Here is a 21,378-nt window from a genome sequence, read left to right as displayed (position 1 = left end):
GCTCAACCTTTTCGTCAAAGACCCAGATCACTCAGGCCCGGGTGATCGTCGGGACGCCACCCCTAGGGCCAACAGAACTTAAGATCCTCTTCCTGGATCGGGTACTCGTTGATGCTGGCAAAACAGCGGTAAGGGATGGCGTAGGTCTTCGATTGCCATTGGAAACGTCTTTTGCACTACTCGGCGGCAAGACCAACGGCGGTGGCGGGCATCGCCTCAAAACCATCCAATGCCTCGAACCGTGCAATCCAGGCGCGGACGTTCGGGTATGGCTCGAGCGAAACATTCCCTTCTGGCGCATGGGCTGTGTAGGAATAAGCCGCAACATCCGCGATGGTCGGCCGATCACCGACAAGCCAGTCGCGACCGTCCAGACCCTGTTCCAGCTTTTGCATTGCTTTCGCCGCGGTTGCAGCCGCAAAGTCCACGTCCAGGGGCGCGCCAAACACCGTAATCAGCCTTGCAGCACAGGAACCAAAGGCAATTTCCCCGGCAGCAAGCGTGAGCCATCGCTGAACATTCGCTTCTCCCACGGCATCGCTTGGCATCCAGCCGGGTGCGTATTTTCGGGCGAGGTACACAAGAATGGCGTTTGAATCGGAAACAACGGTGTCGCCATCTTCCAGCACGGGCACCTGTCCATTCGGGCTCATGGCAAGGAAATCAGGCGTTTTGTTCTCACCTGCCGCAAGATCGACGAAGACAGCCTCATGGGCAATCCCTGCGAGCTTGGCAAAAACCAAAGCGCGATGCGCGTGGCCTGATTTGGGGAAGTGGTGAATGCGAACGGCGTTTGACATGTAACGGCTCCTGCTTGGGTAGATCATTTGCCAAGACAGATACGACTTGCAGTCTCGGGCGATAATCGTCAATTTTAGGGAATGTTTAGGCCCTGAAAGGGCGCAGTGAGCTATGGATAAGATCGACCGCATGCGGGCCTTTGCGCTTGTCGCAAAGAACGCCTCCTTCACGCTTGCCGCACAACGTATGGGACGATCCCCTCGGTTGGTCAGCAAGTACGTCGCGGATCTGGAAGAGGCGCTTGGCGTTCAACTCCTCAACCGAACCACACGCAGTGTGTCCCTGACGGATGCCGGTGCCACCTATCTGACGATGTGTGAACCGCTTCTTGATGGGTTCGACGAGTTGGAAGAGGCCGTCAGGAACCAACAAGCAGCTTTGCGCGGTGTCATCCATATCTCGGCTCCGACGGGATTTGGGTCGGTGCGGCTCGCGCCCTCGTTAGCGGATTTCGCTGCACTGCATCCGGAAGTGGAGATTGACCTTCGTCTCTCGGATAGAAGGGTGTCAATCATTGACGAAGGTCTAGATCTTGCGATCCGCATCGGACCGATGCGCGACAGCTCACTCAAAGTGCGCCAGCTAGGCTCAATGCCTTTGGTAGTCTGCGCATCTCCGGCCTATTTGAAACGGACCGGCATGCCGACACACCCGCACGCGCTGGAGGCACATGAGTGCATTCTGGACGGCAATATGACGGAATCTACGATCTGGCGTTTCAATATGGACGGCCAGGAATTGGCGGTCCATGTCAACGGCCGGCTTCGCGCCAACGCACCGGCAGCCTCAGCGCGGCTCGCAGCCACTGGCGTCGCGGTTGCCCGCTGTCCAGCCTACACCGTTTCAGAAGCTCTCAAGTCGGGAGAATTGGTCGAGCTCTTTGCCAACAACTGCGTTACACCCTATGTCGTCGCCGCACTGTTTCCACAGAACCGGCGACTGACGACCCGCGTGCGCGCCCTGATCGATCATCTTGCAAGCGACACGTCGCTTTGCTCCGACTTGAAGAGGTGATCAGGCATAGAACGGCCAGGAGAAACCGTTATCGAGTGCCGGCCCTTAGCGCCGTCCTGGTCAAACAGCCGTCGCTACAGCGCTGCCCGCCATACCGGACTGTCGCTGCAAAGCACTGTGGTGTCGCCGCCTAAGTTGCGCAATTCGGACCAAAGCAGTCCTAAGTGCAAAGACCTAACTCCGTTTTTGGGCAGTTTTTTGGATATCGTCGGTCAAGCGCCCCATGACGGGATAGCAATCAACTCAGCATTCTTTCCGAGACATCCTCGAGAAGATCATGCAAATCGAACTCCGAACCTTTTTCTGCAAGCCCCTTTTCATGCAGGATAAACGAAAGTCCGTGCACAAAACTCCATAGCAGGAACCCACGGCGGCGCACCTCTTCTGTGCTTCCGGGTTCGCCCAGACATTTTGCAACCTCGGTTAAAAGAATTCCAAAGCTTTGCTGCCCGCCTTCTTCCAGACGGGGATCGGCGATGCGATCCGTGAACCCGCCAAACTTCAGCCGGAAAATCCCCGGTTCATTCAGAGCAAATGCAATATATTCAATCCCGATCGCAGTAATACGCTCTGGCGATCCTTCTGGGATGCCTTCCAGCGCAGCACGAACCTTGTTTTGGTGCCTTCCCATTCCCTCAAGAACGGCGGCGACAAGCATTTCCGTCTTGTCTTTGAAGTGCTTGTAGGGGGCGGCAGTCGAAACGCCAGCCCGTCTGCAGGCCTCGGAAACCGAAAAACTGTCCGGGCCTTTTTCTTCAACCAGTTGCCGAGTTGCTTCTATCAAAGCAGAGCGTAGGTCGCCGTGATGGTAAGCCCTCTTCCCCACCGATTGACGGTCTGTATTGCTGCCTGGCGAATGAATTTTTTTCGTGCTCGTCATGATCCAACATGTGTCAGATCGCGTATCCCTTGTCAAAGTGAGAACTTCTAACATATGTTAGAGACGCTAACTTGATGAGGTCATAATGCCGAATTCCGCCAAATCCCCATCAGAAACCACTAAGCAGAGCCTGTTTTCGCGCGTGTTGCGCGGTACTGCGAGGGTTGGGCTGACTGTCAGCGTCGTTGCTGTCGCGACAGCCGCCGTTTACTTCGGAGCTTCCGAGCTGATGCGTAGGGCGGACGCCGTACCAGCACCGGACGCTGCGGCAGTGACCCCGGTCTCCGTGACGCCAATAACTTCCGAGAGCACCTATACCATTGATCGCGTTTTCATCGGTCAGGTGGAACCGCAGCGCGCAGCGGATGTTTCGTTCGAACTCAATGGTACGCTGGACCAGATTCTGGCGGATGAAGGGGATGAAGTTGCCAAGGGTCAGCTTCTTGCGACATTGGATGTTGCGCTGCTAGAGGTAGAACGCGACCGCCTGACCGCCTCGCGGGATGCCGTTAAGGCTCAGCTTGCCTTTGCCCGGAAAACGCTCGACCGAAACGCAAAGCTCATCGAGCAGGGCTTTGCCAGTCAGGCTCGTCTGGACGAGGCGGTGGCGCAACAAGATGAATTGCTGTTCAGAACCAACGAGCTCGACGCGGCCCTGCGCGACGTGACGGTTCGGATTGAAAAATCCAGCATTGAGGCGCCGTTTGCGGGCCAAGTAACCGCCCGACATGTGGACGGCGGAGAAACGTTACGCTCTGGTGAACTGGTGTTGGGCATAGTCGAGGTCGTGTCGCCGCAGGTTCGCATCGGGGTTCCTCTGGACGTCGACCCCGCGTTGCTGTCCAAGGTTGAGATTGAAATAGCGGGCGAGAACTATCGGGCAGAACTTGCGACCCTGCGCCCGGATATTGATCCAGTAACCCGCACTCGAACAGCACTGTTCAATCTGAAACACGGACCAGATGTTGCGTTCGGTCAGACTGCACGCGTGCATGTCCTTGACCCTGTCAAAAGTTCAGGGACCTGGGTTCCGACAACCTCGTTGAAAGAAGGGACGCGCGGGCAATGGACGCTGCTGGTCGCTGATGCGCAGAAGACGGTGCGGCTGGTTACTGTCGAAGTGCTTCATGCAGAGGATGACCGCGTCTTCGTCCGCGGGGAGTTTCCGGACGGTACTGTCCTGATTGATCGGGGGCCACAGCGTGTAACTGTTGGCCAGCGTGTGGCCTTTGGAACCGGCGAGTAACGGAGCGATCCCATGGAAACCCTGACCTTTCGCCACCCCAGACTCGTTGCCCTTATTGTTCTGGTGCTTGTATCCGCTGGGCTGTCTTCGTTCTTGTCGCTGGGCCGGCAAGAAGACCCGACAATAACCAACCTCTTCGCAACCGTAACGACGCAATTCCCGGGGGCTGACCCAGAACGGGTCGAAGCGCTGGTCACGGCGGAGATCGAGGAAGAGCTTCGGAAGATCGCTGAGGTAGATGAGATCAGCTCGGTCTCTCGCTCGGGCGTTTCGGTCGTCTCGGTTGAGTTACTGGAAACGTTGGACGCAGCCAGTATCGAGCAGGTTTGGGCTGAAGCGCGGGATGCTGTTGACGATGCCAGCCAGAACTTTCCATCCGGTGTATTGCCTCCGGAATTCGATGCCGAGGGTATTTCGGCCTATTCCGCTGTGATCGCTGTGGCGGCGGATGATCCGAATTTCCCAGTCACCCTGCTTTCTCGCCATGCCGAAGCGCTGGGTGACCGACTGCGCGCCATTCCAGCGACACGGGCCGTTGATTACTTTGGACAGCCAGACGAGGAAGTCTTGGTCAGTGTCGACATGGACAAGGCTGCGGCATTGGGGTTGAGCGCCGCCGAGATATCACAGCGAATTGCTGAAGCGGATGGCAAGGTCCAGTCGGGGCGACTGCAATCGGGCGTGGATCTGACCATCACCATCAGCGGAGAAATCAAGACTCTGGATCGCATCAGAAACATCGTCCTGCGTGAAAGTGCGAAAGGTGCCGTGGTGCAGCTGGGCGACATTGCAAGCGTAGACCGTGGTGCGCGCAACCCGCAGTCCTCAATAGCTTTCGCTGATGGTAAGCCAGCCGTTCTGGTCGGTGTTCTGGCACAGGACGGTGTTCAGATAGACCGATGGACCGGCTTTTTGCGGGAAGAGCTTGAAGCAGGTGCCCCATCGGTGCCCTTGGGTATTCAGGAACTACTGCTGTTTGACCAAAGCCAATACACGACGAATCGTCTGACAGAGGTCGGAGTCAATATGGCCATCGGCGTAGCGCTTGTGGTGATTGTTCTGTTCATAACGCTGGGGGTGCGCGCGGCAGCAATTGTCGCTTTGGTGCTGCCGGTCGTTTCATTGGCCACGTTGGCCACCATGAACATGATCGGATTGCCCATTCACCAGATGTCGGTCACCGGCCTCATTGTTGCTTTGGGATTGCTGGTTGACGCGGCCATCGTGATGACCGACGAGATCCGGCGTCGCCTGCAGGATGGTATGGAGCGTCTTGCGGCCGTCAGGGATGCTGTCCGCCGACTGGCCGCCCCCTTGTTGGCATCGACCGTCACGACGGCGCTTGCCTTCACGCCGATGATCCTGCTTCCGGGGCCTGCCGGGGACTTTGTCGGTGCCATCGCCATCGCAGTAGTGCTTATGTTGGTGTGGTCGCTTATCGTCGCCCTGACTGTGACGCCAGCGATTGCGGGCTGGGTTCTGTCGGACCGGGCCGACGCCGGAATGCTGAGCCGCGGCATCAGCATCCCACCGCTTGCGCGCCTGTTTGAAGCCTCTATTCGTTTGTCCGTTGCCAACCCGGTGCGATCCATCGCGCTGGCCTTGGTTCTTCCGGCGCTTGGCTTTGCGGCCTTTCCGACGCTGACCGCGCAGTTCTTTCCCGGCGTCGACCGCAACCAGTTCTATATCGAGGTCGATATGCCGGGCGGCACATCGATTGCTAGGACCGAAGCAACCGCGCGACAGATCGACGAAATGCTGCTGGCTGATGAAGGCGTGAAAAGCGTCTATTGGACAGTCGGAGAGTCCGGCCCCGCCTTCTACTACAATATTGTCGGTAACCGATCGCGCGAGCCCGGCTTTGCGCAGGGCATGATCACGACCGAAACCGCAGGTGACGCCGCACGTTTGGTAGGGGCGCTGCAGGGCCGCCTGGACACCGAATTTCCCGACGCTCAGATCATCGTGCGCGATCTGGTTCAGGGTCCTCCAGTCGCGGCACCGGTTGAGGTTAAGATACAAGGACAGGACATCACGGTTCTTCGGAACCTGGGCGATGAATTGCGCTCGATCATGGCCAATCTTGATTTGGTTACCCAGGCCCGGGCTAGCGTCAACGGCGGCAACCCTCAAATCAGGTTCGAGATTGATGAGGTCAAAGCACGATTGCTGGGACTTGACGTGGCTGATATCGCCGGGCAGCTGAACGCCGCGCTGGTCGGCGTTACCGGCGGGTCACTGATCGAGGGAACGGAGCAACTGCCTGTTCGTGTACGTCTGGGTGACAAATTCCGCTCGGACCTGAGCACGATTGTCAGCATGCCCATCTTGCTGCCGAATGCGGCCGCGGTCTCTGCAACGGGCGTGTTTCCTGCAGTGCCACTGTCAGAACTGGCCCGGCCCGTTATTGAACCGGCCGAAAGCGTCATAACCCGAACGGACGGCATTCGCGAAAACACCATTCAGGCGTTTATCGTGCCGGGTGTATTGCCAGAAGAGGCCTTGCAGGACGTTTTGGAGGCGCTTGATTCGTCGGGATTTATTTTGCCACAAGGCTTCACCATGTCCTTGGGCGGAGACAGCGACGCCCGATCCAACACCGTCGGAAATCTGCTGGCATCTGTCGGTTTAATCGTCACATTGTCCATTGCAACTATTGTGCTGACATTCAACTCATTCCGGCTGACCCTTGTGACTCTTGTGGTGTGCGTGTTGTCCGCTGGCCTCTCGATGTTGTCGCTGGCCATCATGCAGTTCCCTTTCGGTATCACGGCGATCATCGGCGTCATCGGCTCAATCGGTGTATCCGTCAATGCGGCCATCATCATTTTGACCGGGCTACAAAATGACCCGGGCGCGATTCACGGGGATCGCAATGCCATGGCGAGGGTCGTGTCCGGATCAAGCCGCCACATCATCTCGACGACGGTTACTACTTTCGGCGGGTTCCTTCCTTTGATCCTCGGTGCAGGTGCATTCTGGCCGCCGTTCGCCGTGGCGATCGCCGGCGGCGTTTTATTGTCGACCGTCGTCTCATTTTATTTCACTCCACCCGTCTTCGCATTGGTGTATCGTGGACGATTTAGAAAACGACATCTGTCTACTACCCAACGTCCCAGGTCTGGCAATGCGGCTCATAGGCTCGCCGCAGAATGAAGTTCGCGATTGATTCATCTGGGGAATTTCTCTTCGCCCAGAAGCCGCCGTTGACCGCCACACGCCCCAAACTTTCCGGTCAGGACTCTCTCTTGACCTCGGGGTCACCGACACGGAAAAGCACTTTATGTCAGAGGCTTCGGTTTATCGCATCCTCAAGTCCTACGATCTGATCACCAGTCCGGCCTATGCGGTTCTGTCTGCGGTTGACGAGTTCAAAGACAATACAACGTGACCGAACCAGCTTTGGCAAATGGACTTCACCTACCTGAAGGTCATCGGCTGGGGGTGGTTCTACTTGTCCACGATCTTCGACGATTACAGCCGTTACGTCGTCGCCTGGAAACTCTGCACGACAATGAAGACCGAGGATGTGACCGATACGCTGGACCTCGCTTTACGGGCATCAGGGTGCGATCAGGCAACCGTCCTGCGCAAGCCCCGTCTGTTCAGTGACAATGGGTCGAGTTACATCGCTGGCGAACTGTCCGACTGGCTGGAAGATCAGTAGATGGATCACATCCATGGCGCACCATATCAACCGCAGACCCAGGGCAAGATCGAGCGGTACCACCAAACCTTGAAGAACCGCATGCTGCTGGAAAACTATTGCCTGCCGGTTGATCTCAGTGAGCAGATCGACGCCTTCGTCGATCACTACAACCACAGTCGCTACCACGAAAGCCTATAGAAGCTCACACCCGCCGACGTCTGTTTCGGGCGCGGCCAGGCCATCCTGGAACAACGAGAAAGGATCAAACGAAAGACGTTCGGAACCCGGCGCTTGCTTCACAGCAAATCTGCCGCATAATCAAACCAGACAGATGAGCCAGATTCTCTATTAGATTACGCCGCCACCTGTCCCAAAATCCATGACGACGGACACACCGGTAGCAAATGTCCAGAATTACTGGCCTCGGCACAGCATTGAAGGTACGCCTCCGGCTCGCAGGCATGGAGACGGGCAAATACAATGCAGGCACAAGACGCCCTTGGACGGTTGACAACCACCAAGATAATACATTATCTGCATATGCAGATAAAACGCAGAAACGTGTGTCTCCAATGAATAATCTGGAAGCTCCTCTGCACGAGATGGCGAAGCGAGGAGAGACCCGTGGCGACCGATGCTGTATATATCCTGGGTGGACATCAAACCGATTTTGCGCGGAACTGGACCCGTGAAGGCGGCGATATTTATGGCATGATGAAGACCTGTCTGGAGGCCGGGTTGGCCGAAACCGGCATCGAGGCCAAGGATCTGCAAACCTGCCACATTGGGAACTTTGTAGCCGAGCTTTTCTGTGGTCAGGGCCAGTTGGGCGGCATGTTTGTGGCCATTGATCCCGCGTTTTCGGGTTTGCCCACGGCTCGGCATGAGGCCGCTTGCGCCTCGGGCTCTCTTGCGGTTCTGGCGGCGGCGGCAGAGATTGAGGCGGGGCGCTACGATCTGGCCTGCGTCCTGGGCGTCGAATTCATGCGGAACGTTCATGGCGACCAGGCTGCGGCACATTTGGGGGCCGCCCGCTGGGTGGGGCGCGAAGCCGATGATGTGGGCTTTGTGTGGCCGCATCTCTTCAGTGAGCTGGCCGTCGAATATCACCGGCGCCATGGCCTGGAATACGACCACCTGATGGAGATCGCGCGCATCGCGATGGAGAACGGGCGCCGCAATCCCAATGCGCAAACGCGTAAATGGGAATTCCGAAATGCCGCCTTCACTGCCGATGACGCTGAAAACCCGGTGATCGAAGGCTGGATGCGCCGTCGGGATTGCGGTCAAGTAACCGATGGTGCCGCCGTTGTGTTCCTCGCTTCGCCTAGATTTGCGGAGGAATTTGCGAAGAAATCCGGTCGGCCCGTCGAAAGCCTGTCAAAGGTTGCAGGCTGGGGCCATAGCACGGCCACCATGTGCATTGAGGACAAATTCACTGAAAGCGCTGGCTCGGATTACGTGTTGCCACATGTGAAGGGAGCGATTGATGATGCTTATTGTCGGGCGGGTATCGGCAGTGCCACGGATCTGGATGTGATCGAGACTCATGATTGTTTTACCATCACCGAATACATGGCCATTGACCATTTCGGTATCACCGCCCCGGGCGAATCCTGGAAGGCGATTGAAGATGGCACGATCGGTTTTGGTGGGCGGCTGCCGGTCAATCCATCCGGAGGTCTGATCGGTTTGGGCCATCCCGTGGGTGCCTCGGGGGTTCGTATGGTGCTGGATGCGCATAAGCAGGTGACGGGCCGCGCAGGTGACTATCAGGTCGCGGGTGCGCGCCGGGCCGGGACGCTGAATATCGGTGGTAGCGCGACGACGACAGCCTCATTCGTAGTGGAACGGGCCGACGGCTGATCGAGCCTACGGGCTTATGCGAACAAGGTTGGTGGTTTCCCGAACCGCCAGCCTCTCCAATGAAACGCTCGACGGCGCTTTGCGACCGGTCGCGTACTGTGATAAATTTGATGTATTTCGAGTGGACTACGTCGAAAGATGTATGTACAGGTTGTCTTGGTCATGTGTTATAACGCATGACCGGGTCCCCATTGCGCATGTGCTGTCGCAAGTGTCAGGGCCCAGTGGGGTAGAGTTGGAGGCCTGATCATGGCGACCGAACATCCGTTGGACATTGATCAAGGTCGGTGTAATTGTACCGCGCTGCGCCGTGCGTCACGGCGTCTGACCGCGACCTATGACCGGATGTTGGCTCCGCATAAAATCAGGTCCACGCAATTCTCAATCCTTTTCTATTTGGATCGTGAGAAGAAGGTGCGGATCAACGATTTGGCTGAGCTTTTGATCATGGACGGCACCACGGTCACGCGCAATCTTAAGCCGTTGGAACGCGACGGATATCTCAGCATTGAGAAGGGCAAAGACCGGCGCGAGCGTTGGGTTGGGCTGACGGCCGAAGGCAAAGCATTGCTGACGGAGGCCTTGCCCGCTTGGCAGGAGGCGCAGCGTAATTTCGAGGACTCGATTGGCCACGAAGATGCGGGCGACCTGCGTGGCATGCTGAATCAGGTTGCGGCACTGACTGGTTAACTTTTCTAGGTTTTAACGACGAAAACGCCTTGACTCGACGCATCAGATGTTAATATCTGCATATACAGCTAAAGTCTGGGAGGACAAAATGCTGAGCCATACACTCGTCGGACATGGCCCTGTACGCGTGATCGCCGCCCATTCCTGGTTGGCTGATCATTCTACCTTCGATCCTATGATGGAGTATGTGGATCGTGACCAGTTCACGGTGGCTCTGCCGGACTTCCGCGGCTATGGCGCATCCCGCGGGATGACTGGGGACTTCTCGATTGATGAGATGGCCAGCGACCTGCTGGCTGTGGCGGATGATTTGGGCTGGTCCAGCTTTGGCCTTTGTGGTCATTCGATGGGCGGGCAGGCGGCGCAGCTATTGGCAGCGCAACATCCTGGCCGGGTGTCGTCAATGCTGCTTTTGTGCTCGGTGCCGCCGCGGGGGTTCCCCTTGGATGACGGTACGGGCGCATTTTTTTGCTTCCTCAGCAGAGAATCCAGATGTGCGGGCGCAGATCACCGGCGTTGTAACGGCAGACCGCCTGGGCGGTACTTTCGGCGCGGCGGTTGCAGCGCGATCCGCTAAAAGCGTAACCCAGTCTGCGATTGCCGGATATCTCAAGGCCTGGACTGAAGAGGATGCGTCGACTAGCGTGGGTGCGTATCAGGGGCCCGTGAAGGTTTGTGTCGGTGAACATGACCCGTTCCTGACCGAACAGGTCTCACGTGACCACATCATGGCGATTTACCCAGGTGCCGATTTCGAAAGCCTCAGCGGTGCAGGCCACTATCCGCCGCTTGAAACCCCGCCCCACACGGCGGCCGTGTTCAATGCCTTTTTCGGCAGTCAGACCATCTGATCACAACAGCTGATCCGAGCCCCAGTTACAATCGAAACGGAGTGCAAACCCATGCCAATGGTTGAGTTAACTTTGACCGAAGACAGCCTGTCACCCGAGGCTCTGGACGACCTGATGCACAAGGCGACCAAGACCCTGATGTGGTGGGAAAAGCTGCCGGATGAACCCGAGGCGCGAAAAATCGCCTGGTCCATGGTGAATCAACTGCCAAAGGCGCATTTCTTTGTCGGCGGGCGGCCCGCCGAAAAACCCCGCTACCGGTTCCGGGTTCACACCATCCAAGGGTTGATGAGCCAACGCGCAAAGCAAGGCGTGATGCGTGATCTCACTAAGCTTGCGCTGGAGGCCGAAGGCGCGGCGATGGACTTGGATAACATGAGCCGTGTTTGGGTGATTTTCCGTGAATATTCGCGCGATGACTGGGGCATTGCGGGCGCGCCATTCGCGCCATCGGGCTACGTCACCAGCCTTGATGAAATCAACACCGATCCGATGCCAAGCGTGGACGCGGAGGCATAAGCCGCGAGCCCGGACGTGGTTCAATTCAGGAGGTGATCGTGAGCGATTTCGGGATTCCCCAACGCACAGACCAGCATTTCGACACCGAACTCACTTGTGGCGATGTGGCGCCGTATGGGGTGCATGAGCGAGACCGTTGGGTCGTTCCAGCCAGTCTCAATCAGATTAGCGCTGGCGCTCTCTTTGCCGACCCAACGGTCTCGCTTTTTGACCGTCGTCCGCAGACTTATGACGACATGTTTCGCCTCGCCGTCGCGCGTAGTCCTGAACGCGATGTTCTGATATGTGGCAACCGCCGTTGGACCTACCAATATCTCGACGAACAGGTAGATCACGTTGCTAGCGGATTGGTTGCTGCGGGACTGAAAAAGGGCGACCGGTGGCCGTGATGCTCGACAACCGGGCCGAATTCCTGCTGGCCGTGCTGCCAATTGTGCGCGCCGGTGGTGTGATCATTCCGCTCGGCACACGCCTTGGCAGCGCTGAGGTCGCCTATATCGCGGAGAATGCCCGCCCCAGATTTGCCGTCACCGCCGCCAAGTGGCGCGGTAAACTCCCGGTCAGGAGCAGCATCGAAACGATCTATGTTGTGGATGACGGCGGCTTGCCACAGGCCGAAATGGCACGGTCTTTCCCGGCCCTGGCGGCGGAAGATCTGATAGCGATCATCTACACCTCGGGCACGACGGGCAAGCCCAAGGGCGCCATCCTGACCCATGTGAATTTCGTTCATACCTGCTTGCACTATCTCTACGCGCTGGCCCTGGATGCCCCTCTGCGCAGCATGCTGGCGTTGCCGGCAACCCACATCGCCGGCTTTGGACCGCTCATGTCTGTGACACTAGCTAGCGCAGGAACAATCGTGATGCTCCCAGAATTCAAAGCCACCAAGGCGATGGCAATGATCGAGGCTGAGAGCGTTAATTTCGTGGTGATGGTGCCCACGATGTACCAGTTGTGCATGATGTCTCCCGATCTGGCGAACTACGATCTCAGTTCTTGGATCTATGGTGTCTACGGTGGGGCAATCATGCCGCCCGCAGTGATCGAACGGGTACGCCAAAACCTTCCCCGTCTGCGGCTGATCAATGCCTATGGCGCCACCAAAACCTGCGCGGTCTGCACTATCATGCCGCCGGAAGCAACCGATGCCGCTCCGTCCAGCGTCGGGCTGCCTCTAGCCTGTGATGAGATCAGGATTATGAGTGCCGATGGTGCCGAACTGCCAGTTGGCGAAACCGGAGAGCTATGGATTCGCGGGCCCAATGTCTCGCCCGGGTATTGGGAGAACGACGTTGCAGCCAACGAAGCCTTCGCCGATGGCTTCTGGCGCTCGGGCGATATCGGCAGTCGTGATGAGGAAGGACGACTCTACATTCATGACCGCCTGAAGGACATGATCACGCGCGGCGGGTTCAAGGTATTCTCTGCCGAGGTCGAAAACGCTCTTATGGCGCATCCCGATGTGGCCGATTGTGCCGTCTTTGGCGTACCGGACTCGGTGCTGGGTGAACGCACAGTAGCCCAGATCATGCTCAAGACCGATGATGAGATCGACGGGGACGCGCTCCTTGCGTTTCTGACAGACCGGATCGCCGATTACAAACTGCCCGACTTCTGGCGGTTAGGGCGAGATCCGCTGCCGCGCAATCAAAACGGCAAACTACAAAAGGCGGTGCTGCGTGACGCAATGCTCGCGGAACAAGCACCCCGGGACACCAGCTAAGAATTGACGCGATAGGGAGGAAAAATAATGAGCAACGCCGAGATCATCGAGGCCTGCCGCCTGGCCTATTCGGGCTATGAGGAAAACAAGCGCGAGCCGTTGATCGCCCTGTTGGACGAAAACGCAGTATTCGAATTCCCCAGATCGCTGCCCTATGGCGGAACGTGCAACGGCCTTGAGGAGTTCAAGGCCTTCTGGACCCTGCTTTACACCGAGTATTACGACCATTTCGACTATGACGCCCATGCGGTGATTGATGGCGGTGACTATGTCATCGTGCCGGTCAAGGCGCGTGCCAAAGCCAAGAATGGCAAGACGATGGACAATGAACATTGCTTCTTGTTCAAGGTCGAGAACGGCAAGATCGTCTATGCCCGCATCTACGCAGATACAGCCAAGGGTCGCGACGTGATCGCCGGGCGAGAGCCTAAGCAGTTTCCCAAACCCGATCTGTCCGTAATCATATGATTTGAAACAAGAGCGTGTGGTCGGTATCGGAGGATCTGGCTCGTTGTTGTTTCAGTTTATGCCGCGTTCTGACGATGCAGCAAGCGGCGTTTCTGGATTGTCTTGTTCTTGATCTCCTTTCGACGTCTGAGGATGGTCTCGGCCCGGCCGAAGTAGACATCGGCAGGCGTCAGGTTCCCGATGCTTTCGTGGTAATCCACGCCATCCGCACCATCAAACCATCCGCAAAGATGAAACGTGCCTCTGTCAATTGCTCGGGGTTCACGAAGGGCAGGACGATGCTGTTGCCATCGCCGATATCGACTAAGATGGTGCCCAAACCGGTCGACGTAATCGACAGGTCTTCAATGCTGTTCACGCCTGTGATTTGGCTGACGTCGAGCCGGTCGTTGTTCCCAAACCCCAGTATCGTGTCACCACCATGATCGTCACCAAAGACAAAGATGTCGCTGCCGCCCCGACCATCAAGTTGGTCGTTACCCGCGCCACCGATGATTACTTCGTCCTCGGATGTACCTTCAAGGAAGTCACGTTCGTCAGTTCCGGTGATTATTTGCATGTTCGAAAGTCCTTTGATTGTGACATTTCATGTCGCTGAGACGAGGTAATCTTTCACATCAGCCCGCGACACGATCCGACAGCTAGGGCCGGCCGTACTCAACTTGGAGTAAACTGAATGTGCGTGTCAGGTTCTTGCCAATTCCTGCTTCAGACTGCGCTGATTGCCGTCCAGTTGTATGAAACAGGCTTGCAACCTCACGACTCGTCAGGACACCGGCGGCCTCATGAGATCAACAAACCTACTGCTGCTTTGGTATCAGACGACCATCGTTTGTTTGAGTATCCACGTTGTTCATGCGAGGCGCGTCTTTCGGTGATTGTACAGGGGGCAATGTTTCAACCATGTCGATGTAATCGTGGGCCAGTTGCCGCTCAAGTTCGGGAAGCTCCGTTTCAGGAGCATCAATGACTGCGGTCAGCTTTTTGAGCTGCGTGATGCCTTGAGGTGCAACAACGCCGAATTCTGTCAAATGACCCCGTAGTGCATTGATCAGTTGCGTGCCTTGCCGAACCAGAATGTCACGCGAGCGATATACCATGGCTTGTGCTTGCTGCGCCAGAGGTTTTACTGAAACAAATCGCATCGTCGGACGTGAAGCCGCCTCGGCGTCGGCTGTGTCATTCTTGTGTCGCTTCATGTATTGCTTGGCATAAACAGGTGGAACCAGCCGCACCTCATGACCAAACTCCGCAATCAACTGACCCCAATGATGGGCGCTACCACAGGCCTCCATCGCAAAAATGCAGCGTGTGTGGCGTTCCATATAGCGACTGAACTGAGCCCGAGACAGCTTCTTGCGCAACACAACCGATCCATCTCTGGTAGCCCCGGGCAAATGAAAAACGCGCTTGGCCAACCTCTCATTGATCGCTATGCGATCAACTGCCGGTCAGTGATCGACCCCAATTAGTGTAACATCGTCTATGGATATCCTACTCGTTGCTTGGTGATACTTCACCACTCTGGCACATTGCGATGCCGTAGAGCGGGGGTATCCACTCCATCAAGGTCTCTCTGACTGGGCAATGACCGGTTTTCCTGATCCCGCCTGACGCAGCGTCCTTTGCACGCCGACAGTCCGACGGGCTAGGTTATGCGCAAACTGGAGGAGCTTATGACTTCAATCACGACACTCGAAGTTCGCAAATCGGGGCTTTCGGACATGCGCCGAACTCAAACGCCGGTCGATGATCTGCAAGATGGCCAGATACTGGTCAGGATTGTGCGCTTTGGCCTGACCGCCAACAACGTAACTTACGGCGTTGTTGGAGACAGGATGGGCTATTGGCAGTTCTATCCAACCGCAGATGCCGACTGGGGTGTCATTCCGGTCTGGGGGATTGGTCTGGTCGAGACAAGCGCGGTTGAAGGCATTGTTCCCGGCGAGCGGCTTTATGGCTATTGGCCCATGGCAAGCCACGCAATCCTGCACCCGGACGCAGTCCGGGATAGCCAGTTTTTTGACAGCTCCGAACACCGCTCAAAGCTCGCGGCGGTTTACAACCGCTATCTACGCCTGTCGAACGATCCCAAGGACGATCCATCAACCGATGACATGCGCATGGTGCTATGGCCGCTCTATGCGACCTCCTACTGTCTTTATGACTTCGCCCTGGACAATAACTGGTTCGGCGCCAATCAGGTTCTGATCGTCTCGGCCTCGTCCAAGACGGGAATTGGTACGGCCTATGCGTTCGGGATGGACCCGAATTCGCCCAAGGTCGTGGGCCTGACCTCGTCCGGGAACAAGGACAAAGTACAGGGGCTGGGCCTGTATGATGACGTGATCATCTATGACGAGATCGAGGAGCGTTTCTCGCCGGATCAGAAGACGCTGATCATCGACATGTCCGGATCAGGCAAGGTGATCGGACGCCTGCATAAAGCTCTGGGCGATGCGATGATGTTCACCAGCCATGTTGGGCTGACACACTATACCGAAGCGGGTATGGGCGAACACTACATCAAAGAACGCAGCGAGATGTTCTTTGCCCCCGGCCATATGGCCAAGCGCCGCAAGGAATGGGGCCCCGGTGAGTTCGAACGCCGCTCAGGCGCGTTCTGGCAAGAGGCATGCCAGCGCAGCGAGGCCTGGCTGGCTCTGAACCATGCTCAGGGGGCGGATGCGGCGGTTGATGCCTATCGCAAGGTGCTTGAGGGCCGAACTCCAGCCGATCAAAGCTGGACCGTCTCAATCACCTGAGGCTGTTCAACTCTCCCATGGGCGGTTTCTATGGGGTGAGAGGAAATGCGGGCCTGCCTTCCAAGAATTCGAACCGAACCGGATTCTGCGTTTTATTTTTTTCAACACGAAGGTACGCTCTTTGATTTGTCCCGACGTGCAGCGCTTGGCTGGCTTTCTCGTCGGAGGGGCTCGTTATAGCAAGTGCACCCTATTGGTCTCCTCGCAATGGCCTTGCACGTAGTGGGCCGGTCTGCTGCACACTCTGGCCAGCGGCTGCGCTCGCCTTTCGCATTGCGTCGCTGACGGCGAGCCCCTCGCCCAGACCCAGAGCAAGAGCACAATGCGGATCTTCTCCTCCGCAGAATGGTGCTTGCGCGTCTTGCGGTGAATGTCCTTGACGACCCGTTCAGCCGTCGGTTTGTCGGTTCCAGCTTTCCGTCTCATCTTCACTCCTTAACGGTTCAGATGAGCCAGAAACCTTCCGTTATGCAAATCCTTCAATCAGGCCCAGAGGTGCTGATGTCAGACATTTCGGTATCAATAGCTGATGCTTAGTGCGGCGCGTGATCGGTGCGAGAAACCTCGAAGTGCAGTCGGGTTGCAATCAATACACCGCTGACAATGAGTACAGCACCGACGCCTTGATAGAGATGAAGCTCCGCCCCCAGTACAACGATAGCTTCGACCGCAACAAAGATCGGAACCAGGTAGGAGAACAGCGAGGCAGATGACGCCCCTAGTTCTTTCGTGCCAAAATTAATCAGATGGAGATAGATTGCACCCATACCGATGCCAACAAAACAAATCGAACCCCACACCTGCCACGAATAGTCGAAGGGTTTGGGCGTGCTGGCTTCATACGCCAGAAAAATGGGCGACATCACGATGGTGCCAATTACCAGAATGACAAATAGTCCTTCCTCGGGCTTTGGGTGCAAGTCCCATTTTTTGAGAAGAACCAGATAGAGCGCCCGAAAAGAGTTGGACGCAATCATCAGCAGGAACGCCAGATGCGGCTTGAACTCAATCAGATTCGTCAGATTTCCTCTGAAGACAAAGACCAACGCACCCGCCAGCGCCAGCGCAACACCCAGATACTGCACCGGCCTTAACCTCTCTCGCAGCAACACGGCAGAAAGCAATATCGTCAGCAGCGGAACGCTCGTGTAGCCAGCTCCGAGATCGATCAAATCGTCCGAGCGCAGCGCCAGATACACGAGCCACGGCGTGAATACCACACCGACGATTGCAAGGATTGAAATGCGCAGCGCATTTTGCACGAAGTATCGCAGCGGGTTGGCCCGCTTGGCGAGGACGAATGGAAGCACACAAATCGCGGCGATGAAGCTGCGCCAAAAGGCCAGGACTAACGGAGGAACTTCATTGACGGCGAGGTTGCCAAACAAGAAGTTTCCAGCGCTGATGAGCATCGCCATCAAGAGCGCGACATACGCCAAACCGAGCTTATCCTTAGCCATAGGCAAAGGAAAACACGAGCTGTCCAAAAAGCATAGCACCAAGCGACGCATGACAGAGATCACAAAACGACTTTCACCTGCTACCGGCTTTGTTGCACAAATGGGTAAGGGATTCACTGTTTGAATCCAGCGTGATAGCTGGATGTTATGAGCAGTTGGTCCCCTACGACGTATAAGACCAGGAACTGGCCTTCGTACAACACAGCGCTGAAGCAGCGCGGTTCATTATCGATCTGGTTTGATGCCGAGATGGAATGGCATGCGCCAGCGACCGGCAAGCGCGGTCGTCAGCGCGAATTCAGCGATGCGGCAATCCAGGTTTGTCTCACGATGAAGGTGTTGTTCGGCATGCCCCTTCGCCAAACGACCGGGTTCGTCGAAAGCTTGTTGCGGTTGGCAGGGCTTGACTGGAAAGTGCCGGACTTCAGCACCCTGTGTCGCCGCCAGAAGACCTTGAGCATCGCCATCCCTTACCGCGGAGGAACGGGTCCTTTGCACCTGCTGATCGACGCGACCGGGATCAAAGCCCCTCTCGGCAGCATCCTTTGGATGCGCCTGTCGGGCAGTGGAGGGCGAGGGAGAGTGGAATGCCAAGAGCGGTGTAGCGGTTGAGCACCGCGATCCGGATCTGGAGCTCAGCGACTTGCCGATCGAAGTCGCGGGCCATGAACTGCGCGGCATAGGGATGGGATCGAGCGTCGAGGATACGGCCAAGCTTAAGCCGTCGGCGCCCGCAGTGGGGTCAAGCCACATGTTCAAATCAATGCCAACAACGCCCCATGCCGATCAGAATACGCCCGCCGCACCTCCACTGGTGGCCGCAGCGTGATCTGCAACCCCTCCATCACTGCTTTGTCCGGGCGGCCGAAGAACTTGGAGGCTTCGGTCTCGGAAAACCCGGCGATCTGGGTGGCTTCCATCCAGGCGCTGATCTTGTCGGCTTTCTTGATCTGGCGTTTCACGGTTTTCGGCACTGCGGCAGGCAGGCCAAAACGGATATGGATCGCGGCGGCCAACCGGTCGTCCAGTTTGCCGTAATCTGGCCCCACGGCGGATTTCACCGGTGAAATCATGTCGCCGATCACGTATTCCGGCGCGTCATGCAGCAGGGCCGCCAGCCGCCATTTTGCGGGTGCTTTGGGGGAAATTCGGCCAAAAAGCGCCTCGACCAGCAAAGAATGTTCGGCCACGGAGTAGGCGAAATCACCCTTGGTCTGGCCGTTCCAACGCGCCACAAATGCCAGCCCGTGGGCGATATCCTCAATCTCGATATCAAACGGGGTCGGATCCAGTAAGTCCAGTCTACGCCCCGATAACATCCGCTGCCAAGCCCGTGTTTGCGTTGCCATTCAGCCACAGCCCTTCGTGTTTGCCATGTTTTTGCCACAATTCGATCGCACAATGTTCCTTATCCTGATCACGCATTGCGAACAAATTATTGAGCGCCCGTGGTTTGAAAAACGGGTGCGGGATCACGATATATTAATCGAGGGGGACGCCATTTTATCCTCCCTGGGCGGCCCTCTCAGACAGAAACCTGTAACGAAAGGAGCTTGTCATGTTCAAGCGTTTGTTGGGTATTGCCCTGACTTTCGGTATGGCCGCCACTGCGCCGCCTGCCTTTGCCGCCTCTTGTGGAGCCCGCGACAGCGTTGTCGCCAATCTGAAAGACAAATATGCCGAACAATTAAAGGTCGGTGGTCTTCAGAATGTCCGTGGCTCACATTCGGTGATGGAAATCTGGACTTCAGAAGAAACCGGCACATTCACCGTACTCTTGACCCAGGCCAACGGCATTTCCTGTATTGTCGCCGCGGGCACTGATTTCTTCGAGGCCGTACCGCTCGTCATTCCGGACGGCACGCCAAGTTGACCCGGGACCAGTTTTAGCGAACGCGTCCCTCCCCCTCTCCCCTGATTTGCGCCACCCAGCGCCTGCGATGGTCAATCGCGTTGCCTCTTGTAGCTTTGGATGCTACGGGGCCAAGCAGGATTTGATCGTTGCAGATGGAGCGCGCAGAATGCCCGGGGACTATATCGTCAAAGACATTTCGCTGGCCGGATTTGGCCGCAAGGAACTGGATATCGCGGAAACCGAGATGCCGGGGCTGATGTCCTTGCGCGCGGAATATGGCGAGAGCAAACCACTGAAAGGCGCGCGGATCGTCGGGTCGCTGCACATGACCATACAGACGGCGGTTCTGATTGAGACGCTGGTCGAACTGGGCGCGGATGTGCGCTGGGCGTCGTGCAACATTTTCTCGACCCAGGACCACGCGGCGGCGGCCATTGCCGAGGCCGGTATCCCGGTCTTTGCCATCAAGGGTCAGACGCTGGAAGAGCACTGGGATTACCTCGACAAATCCTTCCTGTTCGAAGATGGCCCCAACATGATCCTGGATGATGGCGGCGATGCGACGCTGTATATCCTCCTGGGCGCGCGTGCCGAAGCCGGCGAAGACATCATCCCTGTTCCCGGTTCGGAAGAGGAAGAGGCGATCAAGGCACAGATCGCCAAGCGCATGGCGGCCTCGCCCGGCTGGTTCACCAAGATGCGCGGCCAGATCCTGGGCGTGTCCGAGGAAACCACCACCGGTGTGAACCGCCTGTACCAGTTGGTCAAGGACGGTCAGTTGCCCTTCCCGGCGATCAACGTGAACGACTCTGTCACCAAGTCGAAATTCGACAACAAATACGGCTGCAAGGAATCGCTGGTTGACGGTATCCGCCGCGCCACCGACACGATGATGGCCGGCAAGGTTGCCGTGGTTTGTGGGTACGGCGATGTAGGCAAAGGCTCTGCCGCCAGCTTGCGCGGTGCTGGTGCCCGTGTGAAAGTGACTGAGGTCGATCCGATCTGCGCCCTGCAGGCCGCGATGGACGGGTTCGAGGTCACCCTGCTGGAAGACGAAGTTGCCAGCGCCGATGTCTTCATTACCACCACCGGCAACAAGGACGTGATCCGCATCGAGCATATGCGCGCGATGAAGGACATGGCCATCGTTGGCAATATCGGCCATTTCGACAATGAAATTCAGGTGGCCAGCCTGAAGAACCACAAATGGACCAATATCAAGGAACAGGTGGATATGATCGAGATGCCTTCGGGCAACCGCATCATTCTGCTGTCCGAAGGTCGCCTGCTGAACCTCGGCAACGCCACCGGCCATCCGTCCTTCGTGATGTCGGCGTCCTTTACCAACCAGGTTCTGGCCCAGATCGAGCTGTTCACCAAAGGCGATCAGTACGACAATCAGGTCTACATCTTGCCCAAGCATCTGGATGAAAAGGTTGCGCGCCTGCATCTGGACCGCATCGGTGTCAAGCTGACCCAGATGGACAGCGAGCAGGCCGCCTATATCGGCGTGAAGCCCGAGGGCCCGTACAAGCCCGAGCACTACCGGTACTGATCCGGTCGGGGCCGGGCGGCGCGTCTGCCCGGC

General features: G+C 57.0%; 19 protein-coding genes and 5 pseudogenes. 17 read left to right on the top strand and 7 right to left on the bottom strand.

Going from position 1 to position 21,378, the window contains the following annotated elements; translation table 11 throughout:
- Positions 1 to 176 precede the first annotated feature (176 nt).
- Positions 177 to 800, bottom strand: a complete 624-nt coding sequence (locus AB1E34_RS17685) for a glutathione S-transferase family protein (RefSeq protein ID WP_372573640.1) — start codon at positions 798 to 800, stop codon at positions 177 to 179.
- A gap of 112 nt (positions 801 to 912) precedes the next feature.
- Here AB1E34_RS17685 and AB1E34_RS17680 point away from each other — a divergent pair, with 112 nt between their 5' ends.
- Entirely contained in the window at positions 913 to 1,815 is a 903-nt protein-coding gene (locus tag AB1E34_RS17680) for a LysR family transcriptional regulator (RefSeq protein ID WP_372573639.1), read from the top strand.
- 238 nt (positions 1,816 to 2,053) lie between these two features.
- On the opposite strand, the gene AB1E34_RS17675 is transcribed toward AB1E34_RS17680, so the two are convergent.
- A complete protein-coding gene (locus AB1E34_RS17675; RefSeq protein WP_372573638.1) occupies positions 2,054 to 2,695 on the bottom strand; it encodes a TetR/AcrR family transcriptional regulator in 642 nt (213 codons plus the stop codon).
- Between the two features lie 85 nt (positions 2,696 to 2,780).
- Between AB1E34_RS17675 and AB1E34_RS17670 the strand changes: the two genes are divergently transcribed.
- From AB1E34_RS17670 to AB1E34_RS17620, 11 genes and pseudogenes are all read left to right on the top strand, one after another.
- Positions 2,781 to 3,941 carry an efflux RND transporter periplasmic adaptor subunit gene (locus AB1E34_RS17670; RefSeq protein ID WP_372573637.1) on the top strand — a complete coding sequence of 387 codons (1,161 nt, stop codon included), beginning with the start codon at positions 2,781 to 2,783 and terminating at the stop codon, positions 3,939 to 3,941.
- A 12-nt stretch (positions 3,942 to 3,953) separates the two neighbouring features.
- A complete protein-coding gene (locus tag AB1E34_RS17665; protein WP_372573636.1) occupies positions 3,954 to 7,097 on the top strand; it encodes an efflux RND transporter permease subunit in 3,144 nt (1,047 codons plus the stop codon).
- Between the two features lie 106 nt (positions 7,098 to 7,203).
- Positions 7,204 to 7,908: pseudogene (locus AB1E34_RS17660) on the top strand (transposase); the annotation flags it as partial.
- Between the two features lie 306 nt (positions 7,909 to 8,214).
- A complete protein-coding gene (locus tag AB1E34_RS17655) occupies positions 8,215 to 9,456 on the top strand; it encodes an acetyl-CoA acetyltransferase (RefSeq protein WP_372573635.1) in 1,242 nt (413 codons plus the stop codon).
- A 249-nt stretch (positions 9,457 to 9,705) separates the two neighbouring features.
- Positions 9,706 to 10,146: a MarR family winged helix-turn-helix transcriptional regulator gene (locus tag AB1E34_RS17650; protein ID WP_372573634.1), complete on the top strand. Its 441-nt coding sequence runs from the start codon at positions 9,706 to 9,708 to the stop codon at positions 10,144 to 10,146.
- A gap of 46 nt (positions 10,147 to 10,192) precedes the next feature.
- Positions 10,193 to 10,570 (top strand): annotated as a pseudogene (locus AB1E34_RS17645) (alpha/beta fold hydrolase); the annotation flags it as partial.
- A 22-nt stretch (positions 10,571 to 10,592) separates the two neighbouring features.
- Positions 10,593 to 10,997 carry an alpha/beta fold hydrolase gene (locus tag AB1E34_RS17640; protein ID WP_372573670.1) on the top strand — a complete coding sequence of 135 codons (405 nt, stop codon included), beginning with the start codon at positions 10,593 to 10,595 and terminating at the stop codon, positions 10,995 to 10,997.
- Between the two features lie 57 nt (positions 10,998 to 11,054).
- Positions 11,055 to 11,516 carry a tautomerase family protein gene (locus AB1E34_RS17635; protein ID WP_372573633.1) on the top strand — a complete coding sequence of 154 codons (462 nt, stop codon included), beginning with the start codon at positions 11,055 to 11,057 and terminating at the stop codon, positions 11,514 to 11,516.
- Between the two features lie 236 nt (positions 11,517 to 11,752).
- A pseudogene (locus tag AB1E34_RS17630) lies at positions 11,753 to 12,741 on the top strand (class I adenylate-forming enzyme family protein); the annotation flags it as partial.
- Positions 12,718 to 13,242 carry a class I adenylate-forming enzyme family protein gene (locus AB1E34_RS17625; RefSeq protein WP_372573665.1) on the top strand — a complete coding sequence of 175 codons (525 nt, stop codon included), beginning with the start codon at positions 12,718 to 12,720 and terminating at the stop codon, positions 13,240 to 13,242. The pseudogene AB1E34_RS17630 and the gene AB1E34_RS17625, both read left to right, overlap by 24 nt.
- 27 nt (positions 13,243 to 13,269) lie before the next feature.
- A complete protein-coding gene (locus AB1E34_RS17620; protein ID WP_372573632.1) occupies positions 13,270 to 13,710 on the top strand; it encodes a nuclear transport factor 2 family protein in 441 nt (146 codons plus the stop codon).
- Between the two features lie 169 nt (positions 13,711 to 13,879).
- Here AB1E34_RS17620 and AB1E34_RS17615 read toward each other — a convergent pair whose 3' ends face one another.
- Positions 13,880 to 14,269, bottom strand: a complete 390-nt coding sequence (locus AB1E34_RS17615) for a calcium-binding protein (protein WP_372573631.1) — start codon at positions 14,267 to 14,269, stop codon at positions 13,880 to 13,882.
- A gap of 241 nt (positions 14,270 to 14,510) precedes the next feature.
- Positions 14,511 to 15,128 carry an IS110 family transposase gene (locus AB1E34_RS17610; RefSeq protein ID WP_510769686.1) on the bottom strand — a complete coding sequence of 206 codons (618 nt, stop codon included), beginning with the start codon at positions 15,126 to 15,128 and terminating at the stop codon, positions 14,511 to 14,513.
- Between the two features lie 258 nt (positions 15,129 to 15,386).
- Here AB1E34_RS17610 and AB1E34_RS17605 point away from each other — a divergent pair, with 258 nt between their 5' ends.
- Positions 15,387 to 16,475: a DUF2855 family protein gene (locus AB1E34_RS17605; protein ID WP_372573630.1), complete on the top strand. Its 1,089-nt coding sequence runs from the start codon at positions 15,387 to 15,389 to the stop codon at positions 16,473 to 16,475.
- Positions 16,476 to 17,008: 533 nt separating this feature from the next.
- Here AB1E34_RS17605 and AB1E34_RS17600 read toward each other — a convergent pair.
- Positions 17,009 to 17,893: a DMT family transporter gene (locus AB1E34_RS17600; RefSeq protein WP_372573629.1), complete on the bottom strand. Its 885-nt coding sequence runs from the start codon at positions 17,891 to 17,893 to the stop codon at positions 17,009 to 17,011.
- On the opposite strand from AB1E34_RS17600, the gene AB1E34_RS17595 reads away from it, so the two are divergent.
- A complete protein-coding gene (locus AB1E34_RS17595; RefSeq protein WP_372573628.1) occupies positions 17,880 to 18,059 on the top strand; it encodes a hypothetical protein in 180 nt (59 codons plus the stop codon). The two genes, AB1E34_RS17600 and AB1E34_RS17595, sit on opposite strands and share 14 nt — an antisense overlap.
- Positions 18,060 to 18,082: 23 nt before the next feature.
- Positions 18,083 to 18,530: pseudogene (locus AB1E34_RS17590) on the top strand (IS5 family transposase); the annotation flags it as partial.
- On the opposite strand, the pseudogene AB1E34_RS17585 reads toward AB1E34_RS17590, so the two are convergent.
- Positions 18,510 to 18,602, bottom strand: a pseudogene (locus AB1E34_RS17585) (IS5/IS1182 family transposase); the annotation flags it as partial. The pseudogenes AB1E34_RS17590 and AB1E34_RS17585 overlap by 21 nt on opposite strands.
- 88 nt (positions 18,603 to 18,690) lie before the next feature.
- Entirely contained in the window at positions 18,691 to 19,284 is a 594-nt protein-coding gene (locus AB1E34_RS17580) for an HD domain-containing protein (protein ID WP_372573627.1), read from the bottom strand.
- A 209-nt stretch (positions 19,285 to 19,493) separates the two neighbouring features.
- On the opposite strand from AB1E34_RS17580, the gene AB1E34_RS17575 reads away from it, so the two are divergent.
- Both AB1E34_RS17575 and ahcY read left to right on the top strand, forming a co-directional pair.
- Positions 19,494 to 19,808, top strand: a complete 315-nt coding sequence (locus tag AB1E34_RS17575; protein ID WP_372573626.1) for a hypothetical protein — start codon at positions 19,494 to 19,496, stop codon at positions 19,806 to 19,808.
- Positions 19,809 to 19,956: 148 nt separating this feature from the next.
- Positions 19,957 to 21,345: an adenosylhomocysteinase gene (gene ahcY / locus AB1E34_RS17570; protein ID WP_372573625.1), complete on the top strand. Its 1,389-nt coding sequence runs from the start codon at positions 19,957 to 19,959 to the stop codon at positions 21,343 to 21,345.
- The last annotated feature ends 33 nt before the right edge of the window (positions 21,346 to 21,378 follow it).

Origin of the sequence: Ruegeria jejuensis, from assembly GCF_041537905.1 — a bacterium.
GTDB lineage: Bacteria > Pseudomonadota > Alphaproteobacteria > Rhodobacterales > Rhodobacteraceae > Ruegeria_C.
The sequence above is the reverse complement of the archived record's forward strand: the minus strand, read 5'-3'. Positions and strand labels throughout refer to the sequence as shown.

What these genes read in the sequence shown, in the direction of transcription:
- AB1E34_RS17685 (WP_372573640.1), bottom strand. Translation starts at nt 800, where the DNA reads ATGTCAAACGCCGTTCGCATTCACCACTTCCCCAAATCAGGCCACGCG.
- AB1E34_RS17680 (WP_372573639.1), top strand. Translation starts at nt 913, where the DNA reads ATGGATAAGATCGACCGCATGCGGGCCTTTGCGCTTGTCGCAAAGAAC.
- AB1E34_RS17675 (WP_372573638.1), bottom strand. Translation starts at nt 2,695, where the DNA reads ATGACGAGCACGAAAAAAATTCATTCGCCAGGCAGCAATACAGACCGT.
- AB1E34_RS17670 (WP_372573637.1), top strand. Translation starts at nt 2,781, where the DNA reads ATGCCGAATTCCGCCAAATCCCCATCAGAAACCACTAAGCAGAGCCTG.
- AB1E34_RS17665 (WP_372573636.1), top strand. Translation starts at nt 3,954, where the DNA reads ATGGAAACCCTGACCTTTCGCCACCCCAGACTCGTTGCCCTTATTGTT.
- AB1E34_RS17650 (WP_372573634.1), top strand. Translation starts at nt 9,706, where the DNA reads ATGGCGACCGAACATCCGTTGGACATTGATCAAGGTCGGTGTAATTGT.
- AB1E34_RS17640 (WP_372573670.1), top strand. Translation starts at nt 10,593, where the DNA reads ATGACGGTACGGGCGCATTTTTTTGCTTCCTCAGCAGAGAATCCAGAT.
- AB1E34_RS17635 (WP_372573633.1), top strand. Translation starts at nt 11,055, where the DNA reads ATGGTTGAGTTAACTTTGACCGAAGACAGCCTGTCACCCGAGGCTCTG.
- AB1E34_RS17625 (WP_372573665.1), top strand. Translation starts at nt 12,718, where the DNA reads ATGAGTGCCGATGGTGCCGAACTGCCAGTTGGCGAAACCGGAGAGCTA.
- AB1E34_RS17620 (WP_372573632.1), top strand. Translation starts at nt 13,270, where the DNA reads ATGAGCAACGCCGAGATCATCGAGGCCTGCCGCCTGGCCTATTCGGGC.
- AB1E34_RS17615 (WP_372573631.1), bottom strand. Translation starts at nt 14,269, where the DNA reads ATGCAAATAATCACCGGAACTGACGAACGTGACTTCCTTGAAGGTACA.
- AB1E34_RS17605 (WP_372573630.1), top strand. Translation starts at nt 15,387, where the DNA reads ATGACTTCAATCACGACACTCGAAGTTCGCAAATCGGGGCTTTCGGAC.
- AB1E34_RS17595 (WP_372573628.1), top strand. Translation starts at nt 17,880, where the DNA reads ATGAGCATCGCCATCAAGAGCGCGACATACGCCAAACCGAGCTTATCC.
- AB1E34_RS17600 (WP_372573629.1), bottom strand. Translation starts at nt 17,893, where the DNA reads ATGGCGATGCTCATCAGCGCTGGAAACTTCTTGTTTGGCAACCTCGCC.
- AB1E34_RS17580 (WP_372573627.1), bottom strand. Translation starts at nt 19,284, where the DNA reads ATGGCAACGCAAACACGGGCTTGGCAGCGGATGTTATCGGGGCGTAGA.
- AB1E34_RS17575 (WP_372573626.1), top strand. Translation starts at nt 19,494, where the DNA reads ATGTTCAAGCGTTTGTTGGGTATTGCCCTGACTTTCGGTATGGCCGCC.
- ahcY (WP_372573625.1), top strand. Translation starts at nt 19,957, where the DNA reads ATGCCCGGGGACTATATCGTCAAAGACATTTCGCTGGCCGGATTTGGC.